Below are 14388 nucleotides of genomic sequence, written 5' to 3'. Positions count from 1 at the left end.
TTAACGTTATAAAGGCACAACTTATGAGAATAAAAATTATTACCTTTAACTTTCTAAGCTTTCCTGAGAGAGTAGATGTAGATTTCATAGGAGCGGAATTGGGACGATTAAATTTTACTTTATTGCAATTTTAGTCATACCTGCGTTCCTAAGACCTATTCGAATTGTTCATTTAAGCAAACTTAGCTGCTCGCCTTGTTCATTTTGTTCATTTTATCGTGCACAAAAAACCATCCAGACACAAAGTCACAGGTAATAATCTATAAATCAATCACTTAGATGTAAGTTCTCTATTTATATCATTTTTTACTCTATTCAATGCTGTTCATTATTGTCCTGAAAGCATTATATTCGTTTAGTTGAAGAAATTAACGCCCACTCAGCCTAATTATGGAGGACACATTTACCCTAAACGAAGTGAAGAGTCTGATCCTGCAAAAAACAGGAATTCGAAACATCACTCCTGCTGATTGTAAAAGGATCTCCATTGAAATCAGCAAAACACTCAATAAAAATGTAAGTGAGACCACAATTAAACGATTATTTGGTTTTGCTGTAGTCAAACACAATTTTTCAAAATTTACGCTTACGACCCTTACTGAGTACGTTAATAAAGAAGACGAACAGAATTGGTCAAACACACCGCTGGTCTCCACACAAGCTACAGTACGGAGCTGGTCCGATATCCGAAGAAATGCTAGGAAGATCACAAACTTCATGTTAAAGGGCATTAAGAACAGGTCTGGGATTCCATACGAAATGACCATCAGTAGAAAATTTGCAGAGCAGGATTTTGAGGAATTTTATAAGAGCAAACAAAGTTTTACCTGCTTTATTTCCCAGCCGGGTTATGGCAGAACTATTCTATTAAGCCATTTAGTAGAACATTTTTTCCAAGGTGAAACGCCCGTACATTCAGATTCAACTGCATTATTTATTTCAGCTGTCAACCTCTTCCACCCGGATCAACATCAGCTCAGCTTTGAAGACCGCATAAAGATGCAATTGGGCATCCCGCATCATGAAAGTCTATTGGAATATATTAACGAAAACCATAATGCCAATGATAAAAAATTCGTAATTATCATTGATGGTTTTTCTGAGGTGCTGGTAAAACGCGATTTGAAAAGACATATGTTTGAGAACATCATCAGCTTTATTTGCGCTATTGAACACAATGAGAAGATAAAAGTAGTGATGAGTATGCGTTCTTCGACCTGGATGAGGTTTTATGATTGTATGAGACATTCGGCCTTTTTAAAATCTAAATGGTTTACCGGAAATTATTTCAATCACAATGAGATGTCCAATGTACCACCCCTCACCGGAAAGGAAATAGACCGAATCATTCATCGCATCAACCAATCAGATATTGATGAACTCAACCCGAAACTTAAATCTCAGTTAAAATTTCCTTTATACATTCAGCTTTATTATCAGCTAAAAGAAGAAGATCCTCAATTTAATTATTCCAGCAGCATTACTTTTCATGAACTGATTTCCAGATTCATTCAGGAAAAAATATATAAATCAAATTACTATACGGAGAAAATTTTGTTCCTGAAAAAAGTAATTCAGCTCACTGAATACGGTAAAAGAACAAATGTAGTTCCTAAAGACTTATTGATTGCGGAACTGTCTGCTTTTAAAAATGCTTATATGGAATTGGTTTCTGAAGGTATTTTGGTGGAAGAGAAAAGTCAGGATGATTACCAGCCAAGAGAGTATGTACGTTTTATCTATCCACATATTTTTGAATATTTCTTATTTATAGAGCTTTTGGAGAAATTCCATTTACAGGTAAACTGGACTTTCTTCGAATATATTCAGCGTAATTATGAGAATAGCAACATCCGCTTTCATTTACTACAATGGACCATTCGTTTTATCATCAGGATTGGGGATTTCTCTTCGTTAGCCCATGTTTTTGATTTAGAGCTCAACCATTTTGAACGCAATTATCTCATCTTATTTATTGCAGAAAACCTTCGTTTCCGTGCCAGATACAGTCAAGACACCCTTAAATTACTCTCAGAACATAAATTACATGAGACCCTGATCAAACAACTGATCAATTTCGATTTTGTAGACTCCTGTTATAAGGAGGCGGTCAATGTACTGGCAGACATCGCTGATAATGATGAGAGCAGAGCCATCTACCAGAGCATATTGGTCATTTTTGATGTACTAAGTATGGATCAGGACCAGCTTTCTTTAAGGTTGACAAAAATAGCATCCATAGACCTGATGGGCTGGCCAATCAGTCCATATGAAGTATGCCGGCTGATCTATATGAAACTCAACAACCAGCCAGAAACCGAACACGCCTTAGTTAAAGACTTAGGGCATTTCAATTATCCTTTTCCGGAAACCTTAACTGTATTAGATACCAGACAAGGTGTTTCTTATCTGCTCCTCCTTTTACTGAACACTTTTTATGGTTCGGATGAAGGAACATTAAAAATTATTCACTCCATTAGAAAGCTACACCCGGGCATCTTTTCTAAAAGGACTGCTTTTTCCATATTTATGATGAATGTATTTGGGATTGCCTGCTCAAAGATGAATCCCGGAAAAAAAACCAATCAGTTGGAGCGCATTTTATTTGAAGTTCATCAGCATAAAACCAGGTATAAGCTTACTGAATACTCAGAATGTATGTTTCGAATGATGCAGGCCAATCAGTTGAGGTTACGCCAGGAGTTTGTAAAAGCATATGAATATTCTAATGAGAGTTTACAGATTTTCAAAAGAAACGATCTGAATTTAAACTGTATCATGATCTACGATATCATGATTGCTATTTTTAAGGATCTAAATGATGCTGTCAAGGTGAATGAATATAAGTACGAAAGACTTTGCTTTATGGAGGAAAGAAAAATTCCTCACCGCCTATTGGTATCCACAGGCTAACTTAAAATAAAAAATGGCCTGCTTTTTAAACAGGCCATTTTGATAAAATCGACTAAATTAGTCCTTCCCTCACACATAAACTGATCAGTTCAGAACTGGTTTTTACTCCAGATTTCCTAATGATATTTTTACGGTGAGAATGTACCGTGTGTAAAGAAATAAATAGCGTATCCGCAATTTGTTCACTCTTATAACCTAGTGCAATCAGCTTGATAATTTCCATTTCTCTTTTGCTGAATTGCAAATTTAAGGCATGGCTTTCCGTTTCAGCGCCCAGATTTACTGGCCATACTTTTTTCGTTCCTTTTGTATCTACCAGAGAAGGTATATAATTGTTGACCGAGGTAATGTGATTCACATTTGTATGGATATGTAAAACCTGAGAGATTCTACCGGAATCATCTTTGGAAAGATAAACAGATTCATTATGAAACAATTCATAGCTTCCATCTGCCAGTTTAAACCTAAAACAATAAGAGGTTTTATAATAGCTTTTGATACTTTCCTTGTTCATTTGATCAAGCATAAAGCGGACACCTGCAGATTCAGTTTGAGCCACATAATTGACATCCTCAGGATGTATGAGCCCTAGAATATCATCTACAGTTGCAGTTATAGGATCCAGGCCCAAAACATCAGCAATTCCAGGGTCTATGTACTTGATTTTTTTATCACAAAAATCTACCAGGTAATAAAAGTTTCCTGAGCTAAGAAATGAGGGCAAAAAACGATCTAAATTCACTTCAGGCAAGGCTATAGTCGAACGTGTATAAAAATCACTATACCTGTTCCAGGTATCGTGTATGACGTTGTTATTAGATTCCATAAGGTTAATTAAATAGATTAAAAAAATAAAAAACGTGTTCTTTATCCTTTTTAAAAATGTAAAACATGAAGCGTTGGGAGGTTAAGTAAATACTAACCTCTAGATGCTACCAGATACAATTATTCATTAACAGAATGACATCTAAAGACCGGGCTTTGTAGTGTTGACTGGTTTCGCTGACGACTCGTGAAGCGGAATTTTTAAGAAAATAATTTAACATTGTAAATAGGGATTAGATTAATAATTATGGATTGATTAGATTCATATTTAAAAGGAAATAATTTGTTCTTTTTTTAAGCAGCATCATCTTGATTTAAATCAGAAAGCATCATTTTTACCTGATAAGCACACAAATATATATGACTCATCACAAAGTATCAATAAAGTGACAATTGAAAAACGATTCAAATGGAAGATTATTGCTTTCAATTATGCGCAATAATGATTTGAAAGGATGTAATTTAAAGATGGGCATCAGCATAAACAAAGACAATTTTAATTTAAAAGAAATTCAAATGGTTCACAACCCTTTGGAATGTAATATTCCTAAGGGATTGAATTTCTAACAGCCCATTAACAACAAAAATTAATCCAAGTACCCAAAAAAAGCATCCCTATAACTAGTGATTTTATTGAACATATGCTCAATAAATGAATAACACACAGTTAAAAGGATGCTTTTATAATTATTTATGAAAAATTATCTGATTTTATTCCGAACAATTACAATGTTTCTGAAATATTGTCGTTTATAAAACACTAAAGTTGCATCAAATAGCTGCAAAACTGTAGCAATATCCGACAATCAACACACAAACACGTCATATTCTTATTAAAGAAAATCCATTAGAGAAAATACGATTAAAAATATTATATACTATTCTGAAAAAACGGAAACAAAATAGTTAAATAAAATACACAAAACTTCTCTACTTGATCATTTTCAATAGGTAACCACCATAGCCACTCTTTACCAAAGGTGTAGCGATCTTAGACAACTGTGCTTTGTCAATAAAGTTCATTCGATAGGCAACTTCCTCAATGCAACCGATCTTTAATCCCTGACGCTCTTCTATGACCTGCACAAACTGTCCCGCCTGCATCAAAGAAGCAAAAGTACCCGTATCCAACCAGGCAGTCCCTCTACTCAAGACACCAACTTTAAGTTTACCTTGTTCCAGATAGACCTTGTTTACATCTGTAATTTCATACTCTCCTCTTGGAGAAGGTTCGATATTTTTAGCAATTTCTACCACGGAGTTATCGTAAAAATATAACCCTGGAACGGCATAATCAGATTTAGGCGCGGTAGGTTTTTCCTCTATAGACACCGCATTTTTATTTTCATCGAACTCTACCACTCCATAACGTTCAGGATCTGACACAGGATAGGCAAAAACAACGCCTCCTTCCGGATCTGCGCTACTCTGCAAAAGCTTCGTCATGCCATCTCCATAGAAGATATTATCCCCTAATACCAATGCTACTTTGTCTGTTCCAATAAAATCTGCACCAATCACAAAAGCTTGTGCCAAACCATTCGGTTCATGCTGTACAGCATAAGAAAATTTACAGCCTAACTGACTCCCATCACCTAGTAATTTTTCAAAATTAGGAAGATCATGAGGTGTAGAAATGATCAAAATTTCATTAATTCCGGCAAGCATTAAAGTAGACAGGGGATAATATATCATCGGCTTATCATAAACCGGCATCATTTGTTTACTCATCACCAGGGTTAAGGGATGTAAACGGGTACCACTCCCCCCGGCAAGTATAATTCCTTTCATGTATTCTTATTTTATAGCGTGAATACACTTAACCAAACTGTCTCTCCAATAAGGAATCTCAAGGTTAAATGTAGTTTTTATTTTAGTCTTGTCCATTACCGAAAAGGCCGGACGTCGGGCTTTAGTGGGGTAAGCACTGGTAGGAATAGGATTAACCTTTACTGCTGTTCCACTGATCTCGAAAATTGCTTTCGCGAAGTCGTACCAGGAGCACAGGCCTTCATTGCTATAATGATAAGTTCCGTAAGCAGAGTGATCATCATTTGCAATGAGCATTAAGATGACACCGGCAAGATCTACACCATAAGTTGGAGTTCCCACCTGATCCAGAATGATACTTAACTCCTCTCGTTCTGCCCCCAATTTAAGCATCGTCTTTAGGAAATTTCCGGCAAACTCTGAATATAACCAGCTTGTTCTTAAAATATAATGAGCATCGAGATGTTTAGCGATCTCCAATTCACCCTGCAATTTAGTTTTTCCATAGACATTGATGGGTAGTGCCGGATCAGCTTCTTTCAATAATGCTGGTATATTACCCTCAAAAACAAAATCCGTAGAGATATGGATCAGGGTAGCTTTAAATTCTGCACAAATTTTAGCCAAATTACCGGCGCCTGTACTGTTAATTTTCTCACAAAGCTCATACTCATCTTCGGCTTTATCTACTGCGGTATATGCTGCACAATTGACCACAAAATCAGGCGATTCGGCAACAAACAAAGTGCTTAACAAGTCCATATCCAGGATATTCCCTTCAATTTCATCCAGAAAAACAAAGTCAAGACCTTTACTTAACTTACTAAGACACTGTCCTAGTTGACCTATTCCTCCAAAAACCAGTACCTTTCCTTTAATCTTCATGATATGCATATTGTTGTTTATAATAGTCCTGATAAGTCCCTGAAGTTACTTTTGCTAACCATTCGTCATTTTCAAGGTACCAATCTACAGTTTTAGCAAGCCCTTCTTCAAATTGTAAGGAAGGTGTCCAGTTCAATTCATTCTGTAACTTACTAGAATCAATAGCATAGCGAAGATCGTGCCCGGCCCGATCCGTTACATAAGTGATCAATGCAGCAGATGTTCCGGTTTCACGACCTAATTTTTCATCCATAATATGGCATAGCAAATGAATCAGGTCTATATTTTTCCATTCATTATGTCCCCCGATATTGTAGGTATCACCAGCTTTAGCTTGATGAAAGATTCGATCAATAGCTGCAGCATGATCTTCTACCCAAAGCCAGTCCCGGATATTTTCCCCCTTTCCATATACAGGCACAGGTTTGTTATTCTTGATATTGTTGATGGCTAAGGGGATCAATTTCTCAGGAAAATGATGAGATCCATAATTATTTGAACAATTAGAAATCACGGTATTTAATCCATAGGTGTCGTGATAAGCACGAACAAAATGATCAGAACTTGCTTTTGAAGCAGAATATGGACTATGTGGGTCATAAGCCGTCTTTTCGGTAAACAGACCAGTTTCTCCTAACGAACCATATACTTCATCAGTGCTTACATGATAAAAGCGATGATTGTCATAATCCCCTTTCCAGTTATCCTTTGCAGCATTCAACAGGTTCACAGTCCCAATCACATTTGTCATCACAAATTCCATGGGGTTACTGATGGAACGGTCTACATGCGATTCAGCAGCAAGATGAATCACTGCATCTGGTTGCTCCATATGAAAAAGTTCTGTGATGAATGCCGTATCCGTGATATCTCCTTTGATAAAACGGTAATTAGGTTCATCCTCTAAATCGGTCAGATTTAGCAGATTCCCGGCATAAGTTAATTTATCCAGGTTAATAATCTGGTAATCTGCATAATTCTTAATAAATTGTCTGACTACATGAGAGCCAATAAAACCCGCTCCCCCGGTAATTAAAATCTTTTTCATCATTTTTATTATTAGTAGGCGTTATCCTCTCCTTTGATCATATTGATAACAGTCATAAAGACAATCTTTACTTCCAGCATTGCAGTCCAGTTTTCAAGGTACCAGATATCGTGCTGTACACGTTTTTGCATAGCTCCATCTTCCTTGGTTTCTCCTCTAAGCCCATTGACCTGTGCCCAACCGGTGATTCCCGGTTTCAGGAAATGCCGTACCATAAACTGATTGATAATGGCACGATATTCCTCCGTATGTTTCAACATATGGGGTCTTGGGCCTACTACACTCATACTTCCCATGAGCACGTTGAAAAACTGCGGAAGCTCATCCAGGCTTGATTTACGTAGAAATTTTCCAATATTCGTGATCCGATCATCGTCTTTAGTGGCTTGCTTCTGATCACTATCATTATTCACCTTCATACTTCTAAACTTATAACAATAGAACGGCTCATCATTCCGTCCACTTCTAAGTTGCTTGAACAGTACCGGACCTCTATTTTCCATCTTGATCAGGATTGCAATTATCGGATACAACCAGCTCATCAGGAATACGATCACTGCAACACTAAAAATAATATCAAAAGCCCGTTTTTTAAAACGATTTCCAATACTTTCCAAAGGCTCCTTTCTTAGTGATATGACCGGAAATTCTCCCCCCACATAACTGATGGTATAAGGCGAACTGATGGTTGTAGCCATATCTGGAATAAATTTTACCCGCAGGCAGTGTTTATCTGCTTCCTGTAAAAAAGGCTGTACTAAAGCCATTTTATGTGGCTCTAAAGCCACATATATATCCTTCACTCCATTTAGAGCTGCCTTTCCCATTTTTGAGATAAAGTTTGTAGGTAATAGCCCATTTTCATCTGCATAAATCCGACTGCCATCATCAAGATAGCCATAAAAATCTATATTATATTGACGGTCAAAATAGTGTGCAAGGCGCAGGCCAGTTGGGTTAACTCCAATCAATGCAACCTTCTTGCTCACATTAAATTTATGTACCAGAAGTGATTGAAAAGCAGTACCTAGAAAACGATTCAATACAAAGCCAAAGACTAATAAGGCATAGAATACTACTAAAAAAGTTCTGGAAAATTCAATATCCCTGGAAAACAACAGATATAGTGCAAAGATCACCCCATGCAAGGCTACACTACGCCAGGTTCCCCTATAAATTCTTTCCAGTCTTCTTGATCCATAATCTGTATATAATCCAAAAATTGCAGAGTTAAACAACCACGCAAGGTTACAAACGACCATATAATGCCGCCATAATTCGTAAGAAACGGTTTTTCCAAGATATTCTGTAAGATAATAGGCTAAAATATAGATCAAATTAAGCATTACGACATCCGTAATAGGCAAAATATATCTAAGCAAGTATAAATAACGAGTCTGCATCTGATTTTGGATAAATTAAGATTAAACTATCAACATATTATTAATAAATAATGCTCAAAAAAACGCCAGTGATTAGAAAACAACCACAAACAATTCGGTTATTTTAAAAACACAATAACATTTACCAAAATTAACTCCATTATGGAATAAAAAGCTCCCCACAAATAGGTATTTTAACAAAAACAACAACATTAACAACATCCGCAGCACTTCATTTCGCAAAATGATGGGTATTTTTACAATAAATAAGATTAAAAAAATAAATCATTTATGAAAATCGCGGTAATAGGAACAGGATACGTCGGTTTAGTAACCGGTACATGTCTCGCTGAGACAGGAAACGAGGTGATCTGTGTAGACATTGATCAGCTTAAGGTTGAAAAAATGCAGCATGGGATTATTCCAATTTATGAACCAGGTCTGGACATATTGTTTCTGAGAAACATATCACAAAAGCGACTGAGTTTTACCTCTGATTTGGCCATGGCGATTAAGGAGGCACAAATCATCTTTATGGCATTACCGACCCCTCCAGGAGAGGATGGTACAGCTGATCTTTCTTATATACTAGGTGCTGCAGCAGATGTTTCGAAATTGATCACTTCCTATAAGGTAATTGTAAATAAGTCTACGGTTCCGGTAGGTACGGCAGACAAAGTAAAGGCCGTATTCAGTGCCAATACCGCAATTGAAGTAGATGTCGTTTCTAATCCTGAATTCCTAAGAGAAGGAGTCGCTGTAGAAGACTTTATGAAACCAGATCGTGTTGTGATTGGTACAGAAAGCGAAAAAGCAATGAAACTAATGAGCGAACTTTATGCACCTTATGTAAGGTCAGGCAATCCTATTTTGTTTATGGATGAAAAATCATCAGAACTGACAAAATATGCTGCCAACGCCTTCCTGGCAACGAAAATCACCTTCATGAATGAGATTGCTAATTTATGTGAGCTAGTTCATGCAGATGTTGATGCAGTTCGATTGGGAATTGGTTCAGATGACCGTATCGGAAAACGCTTTTTATTCTCTGGACTTGGTTATGGTGGTAGCTGCTTTCCAAAAGATGTACAGGCATTGTCAAAATCTGCTGAGGAGCACAAATATAATTTCCAGATTTTAAAAGCGGTCATGACCGTAAATGAAAAACAAAAGACAGTATTGGTCGATAAAGTGCTTAAGTACTATAAAGGCGACCTAAAAGGGAAACATTTTGCCTTATGGGGCTTAGCATTCAAACCGGAAACCGATGATATCCGTGAGGCACCAGCTTTATACATCATCAATAGGTTATTACTAAATGGCGCTACCGTAACTGCTTTTGATCCTGAAGGAATGGACAATATTAAGGCTTTACTAGGTGATCAAATCCACTATGCGGCTAACCAATATGATGCACTAAAGGATGTAGATGCCTTATTAATCGCTACAGAATGGTCTGTATTTAGAAATCCTGATTTCGAAAAGATGGAAGAAATCATGACCAATAGAGTGATTTTTGATGGACGCAACCTTTATGATCTGCAAAAAATGACTGACCATGGCTATTACTACAACAGCATTGGAAGGTCTTTAATCACACAAAATACAGCAACTGATGGGACTAACTCCAAAAAAGAAATGCCTACTCCAAACGAGCTTGTGTCTTTATAACTCCTGAAAAACATGAATAAAAACAATTATGTATTGATTATGGCTGGTGGCGTAGGCAGTCGCTTTTGGCCAAAAAGCCGTAATCATTTTCCAAAGCAGTTTTTAGATATATTGGGAACAGGGAAGTCATTATTGCAAATCACTTATGAGCGTTTCCTGAAATTATGCCCGCCATCACACATTTTCATTGTCACAAACAGTCAATACAGAGACCTTATATTAACGCAGTTATCAGGCATATCACCAGATCAGCTCATTTGTGAACCAAGTAGAAACAATACGGCTCCCTGCATTGCGTATGCCTCGTTTAAATTGGCCGCACTTGATCCGGAAGCAAATCTCGTAGTTGCACCTTCTGATCATTTCATTCAATATGAAGGTATTTTTGTAGAAAAAATCCAGGCTGCTTTAGCATATACGGATAGCCATCGAGCATTAGTCACTTTAGGAATTAGTCCAACTCGTCCAGACACCGGATATGGTTACATTCAGTACGCTGAAGAAACTGAAAAAGGAATTTATAAAGTAGAAAAGTTCAGAGAAAAACCAAACCTTAGCACGGCAATGAAATACCTGAAAGAAGGAAATTATCTTTGGAATGCAGGAATTTTTATCTGGAAAGCCCGATCGATTATTCAGGCTTTAAAACAACATGCAGGGAGCATACACGATTTATTTGAAGCTGGAAACACCTATTACAATCAACCAGAAGAACAGGATTTTATTGACCAGCATTACCCGAAATCTCCGAATATCTCTATCGATTATGCAATTATGGAGCAAGCTGACAATATCTACACCATTCCGGCAGATTTTGGCTGGTCTGATCTGGGGACCTGGGCTTCCCTGCATGAATCAGCTGATAAAGATGCTTCAGGGAATGTCGTATCGGCAAAACAGATCAATGTAAAGGAAACCAAAAACAGTATCATTCAAATCAACGAGCATAAACTGGCTGTCATCAGAGGTCTCGACAATTTCATTGTTGTCGACGATGGCAATGCCTTATTGATTTATCCTAAAGACCAGGAACAAGAAATCAAAGAGGTGGTAAAGACAATGGCCGAAACTTATGGGAATCAGTATGTATAAACCGAATAAAACCTAAACACCATCCATATGAATGGCATCCAACAAGTTAAACAAACGCTGCTCCCGACACTATTGCTTTTAACCCTCTCCAGTACCCTTCAGGCACAAAAACCTGAAATCAAATATTCACTGGAGGCACAAGCCATAGGAACGACGAACCAGGTTGTTCCTTTCTGGATGCGATCCAACCAGTTTGGCTCTATCCCTCTTTCCGGCATTTCCGGAAGTTTTATTGGAAAAGCAGAAAAAGGGTATAGCAATTACCAGCCTTCTGACACGCTGAAAAGGAAGCCCCTCTTCGACTGGGGTTTTGGTTTTGAGGCCAGAGCCAATGCGGGTAAGGATGCTAACGTTCAGTTGATTTCCGCCTATGGAAAAGGGAGAATTGGTATCTTTCAACTTAAAGCCGGAAGAGCAAAAGAGGTAATGGGTTTAAACGGGGATACTGTATTGAGTTCAGGTAACTTTTCAGTATCGGGAAATGCCCCTGGAATTCCAAAAGTGGAACTTTCAATACCTAATTATTACAGCTTACCCATATTCGGTGAATTATTTGCTGTTAAAGGGAACTTTGTTCATGGCTGGTTAGGAAGAACAAGAATTCTGGACAGCATCATTGCCGGCCCTACTATTAAATACTACATCAATGATGCAAAACCAATCAGCTATTTTCATCAGAAATCATTGTATGTGAGGCTAGGAAAAGCAGATTGGCGCTTTAAAGCATATGGAGGATTTAATCATCAGGTATTCTGGGGGAATGAACAAGCAGCATATGGAAAAAATTTCAAACTAACGCCCATAAAAACTTTCTGGCATGTGGTAACGGGAAAATCTTACGGTACAAAAGGTGTTCCCACTTCCAAAATAGGGAATCAATTAGGTTCCATAGATCTTGGTATGGAGTACGACTTCAACAATTACAAAATAATGCTTTATCGCCAGACATTTTATGATGTTGGAGCTTTATCCAAGCTAGCCAATATCAAAGATGGTTTAAATGGAATTACGGTTGAGAATAAACGCTTTAAACCAGAAAGCAAGGGCTTTAGCTGGAAAAAGATCCTGGTAGAATTATTCTATTCAAAAGATCAGGCAGGTTATCCATGGTCTACGTTTACAAAGTCCGGGGATGAAGATTATTACAACAACTTTTACTATAAAAATGGCTGGTCTTATCAGGGATTCGGGATCGGCAACCCATTGATCACAACTAGGCATGATGCCAGGCCGGGACAGGCTGTAAAACCCGCAGACTACTTTATCAATAATCGGGTGGTGGCCTTTCATACTGGTCTTACTGGAAGACTTTACAACTGGGACTTCATAACCAAAGTAACCTATTCAGATAATTACGGGACTTTTGGAACCAGCATTTATGGGAATTCTACAGGAAACATCAAAAGTCCGATAAACAATGAAATATTTGAGACTGTCTCTCAGTTTTCTTTCTATCTAGAGGCTACTAAACGGTTAAAAAATGGGTACAGTACCGGTTTCGCAACCGCTTTAGATCAGGGAAAATTACTGAACAATTCTTTTGGATTGATGCTGAAACTGAAAAAAGATTTCCGGTAATAAGGCTTTTCCTTTATGTTATACAGGAAGAGGAATTCCAGGCAGTATTGCAGCGTATTTAATTATTGCTACAATACTGCATCAGCCCCCCGGCGTCCTACAAGTTATCCTTCGCCTTATCTGGTCAACACACCTTTCACCCCTAGAAGATGTTGTTCGTACTGCTCTACAATCAATTCCCAATCGTAGATCCTGGTTATTTTATCGCAGTTATTTCGTCTCATCAATTGATATTTTTCCTGCTCGTACCGAACACTTTTCAAATGATTAGCCACTTCATCTGCCGTTCTAAAATAAATAGCATCTTCCCCTAAGATATATCTGTTAAAAGGATTGTCATTGGCACATATTAAGCTATTAGATGCCATCGCTTCCAATAAGGAAGGATTGGTACCACCAACAGTATGGCCATGAAAATAAATATTGGCGTAATAACGTAGATTATTCAAAATATCGATGTTATAAATGCCTCCAATGAACTTAATCTGCGGATATGAACCAAATTTCTCCTTTAAATAATTACCATATGTAGTCTCGTGTTTTCCTACCACCAGAAAGGGGCGCTTCACATTTGCTTTGGCAACACCATCCAGGATTATTTCAATACTGTTTTCTGGCTCCAATCTGGCAATGAGCATATCATATTGACACGCAAGCAAGTCGTAACTTTTCAGTACCCCAACATTAGGCTGTTCAAACAAGGTTGCACCATAGGCGATAAACGTTGAATCTGCATTGTATTTCTCTTTCAGATAGTCCTGGATCCCAATGGAGTCGGAAATCAGGTGGTCGCTATATTTTACACCCAATTTTTCTGCCCATTGTAAGAACTTTCTTACTTTGTTAGAATATTTAGTACGTTTCCATTCCAGTCCATCCATATTAGTGGTCACAACCACCTTCTTTGGCAGTAACCATCCCCATACTGAACCGCTGGTATAACCCAACTGAAGAATCACATCACATCCTTGTTTCCTGACATCTAGAATACAGTTTAAATCATAAATAAATTGGCCGGCGGTACCAAGTTTGTACTCGGGATCAAAGCAATGACGTAGATCAACCCCCTCCCATTTAGACTCCTGATAGGGGTGATTATGCGAATTGTAAACCAGGACTTCATGCCCTTTTTTCACCAAACCCAAGGCTAAATATTCTGCGCATTGCTCAAATCCCCCATAATGATTTGGGATACCCCGTGTACCAATAATTGCTATTTTCATT

The 14388-nt window shown here is 37.6% G+C and carries 10 protein-coding genes; 4 read left to right on the top strand and 6 right to left on the bottom strand.

All coding sequences use genetic code 11. From position 1 onward, the window contains the following. Positions 1-390: 390 nt before the first annotated feature. Positions 391-2913 carry a hypothetical protein gene (locus R2Q94_RS03035; RefSeq protein WP_316819949.1) on the top strand — a complete coding sequence of 841 codons (2523 nt, stop codon included), beginning with the start codon at positions 391-393 and terminating at the stop codon, positions 2911-2913. A 52-nt stretch (positions 2914-2965) separates the two neighbouring features. Here R2Q94_RS03035 and R2Q94_RS03030 read toward each other — a convergent pair whose 3' ends face one another. The 5 genes from R2Q94_RS03030 to R2Q94_RS03010 all read right to left on the bottom strand — a co-directional run bounded on the left by R2Q94_RS03030 (position 2966) and on the right by R2Q94_RS03010 (position 8787). Next, positions 2966-3739: a LuxR C-terminal-related transcriptional regulator gene (locus R2Q94_RS03030; RefSeq protein ID WP_316819948.1), complete on the bottom strand. Its 774-nt coding sequence runs from the start codon at positions 3737-3739 to the stop codon at positions 2966-2968. A gap of 929 nt (positions 3740-4668) precedes the next feature. Further along, positions 4669-5529 (bottom strand): glucose-1-phosphate thymidylyltransferase RfbA, encoded by an 861-nt coding sequence (gene rfbA / locus R2Q94_RS03025; protein WP_316819947.1) that lies wholly within the window; start codon positions 5527-5529, stop codon positions 4669-4671. A 6-nt stretch (positions 5530-5535) separates the two neighbouring features. Beyond that, positions 5536-6393, bottom strand: a complete 858-nt coding sequence (gene rfbD, locus R2Q94_RS03020; protein WP_316819946.1) for a dTDP-4-dehydrorhamnose reductase — start codon at positions 6391-6393, stop codon at positions 5536-5538. Continuing rightward, positions 6383-7441, bottom strand: coding sequence for a dTDP-glucose 4,6-dehydratase (gene rfbB / locus R2Q94_RS03015; protein WP_316819945.1), 1059 nt, complete (start codon positions 7439-7441; stop codon positions 6383-6385). Before rfbB ends, rfbD begins: the two co-directional genes overlap by 11 nt. 11 nt (positions 7442-7452) lie before the next feature. Further along, positions 7453-8787, bottom strand: a complete 1335-nt coding sequence (locus tag R2Q94_RS03010) for an undecaprenyl-phosphate glucose phosphotransferase (RefSeq protein ID WP_316819944.1) — start codon at positions 8785-8787, stop codon at positions 7453-7455. A 327-nt stretch (positions 8788-9114) separates the two neighbouring features. Between R2Q94_RS03010 and R2Q94_RS03005 the strand changes: the two genes are divergently transcribed. Genes R2Q94_RS03005 through R2Q94_RS02995 form a run of 3 tightly spaced genes read left to right on the top strand, consistent with a single transcriptional unit; the run spans position 9115 to position 13164 of the window. Then, a complete protein-coding gene (locus R2Q94_RS03005) occupies positions 9115-10494 on the top strand; it encodes a UDP-glucose/GDP-mannose dehydrogenase family protein (protein WP_316819943.1) in 1380 nt (459 codons plus the stop codon). A gap of 12 nt (positions 10495-10506) precedes the next feature. Next, on the top strand, positions 10507-11586 hold the full coding sequence (locus R2Q94_RS03000; RefSeq protein WP_316819942.1) for a mannose-1-phosphate guanylyltransferase: 1080 nt from the start codon (positions 10507-10509) through the stop codon (positions 11584-11586). A 27-nt stretch (positions 11587-11613) separates the two neighbouring features. Further along, a complete protein-coding gene (locus R2Q94_RS02995) occupies positions 11614-13164 on the top strand; it encodes a capsule assembly Wzi family protein (protein ID WP_316819941.1) in 1551 nt (516 codons plus the stop codon). Between the two features lie 116 nt (positions 13165-13280). On the opposite strand, the gene R2Q94_RS02990 is transcribed toward R2Q94_RS02995, so the two are convergent. Continuing rightward, positions 13281-14387 carry a DUF1972 domain-containing protein gene (locus tag R2Q94_RS02990; RefSeq protein ID WP_316819940.1) on the bottom strand — a complete coding sequence of 369 codons (1107 nt, stop codon included), beginning with the start codon at positions 14385-14387 and terminating at the stop codon, positions 13281-13283. Between the last annotated feature and the right edge of the window lies 1 nt (position 14388).

It is taken from the genome of Pedobacter gandavensis (assembly GCF_032678465.1).
Taxonomy (GTDB): domain Bacteria; phylum Bacteroidota; class Bacteroidia; order Sphingobacteriales; family Sphingobacteriaceae; genus Pedobacter; species Pedobacter gandavensis_B.
The sequence above is the reverse complement of the archived record's forward strand: the minus strand, read 5'-3'. Positions and strand labels throughout refer to the sequence as shown.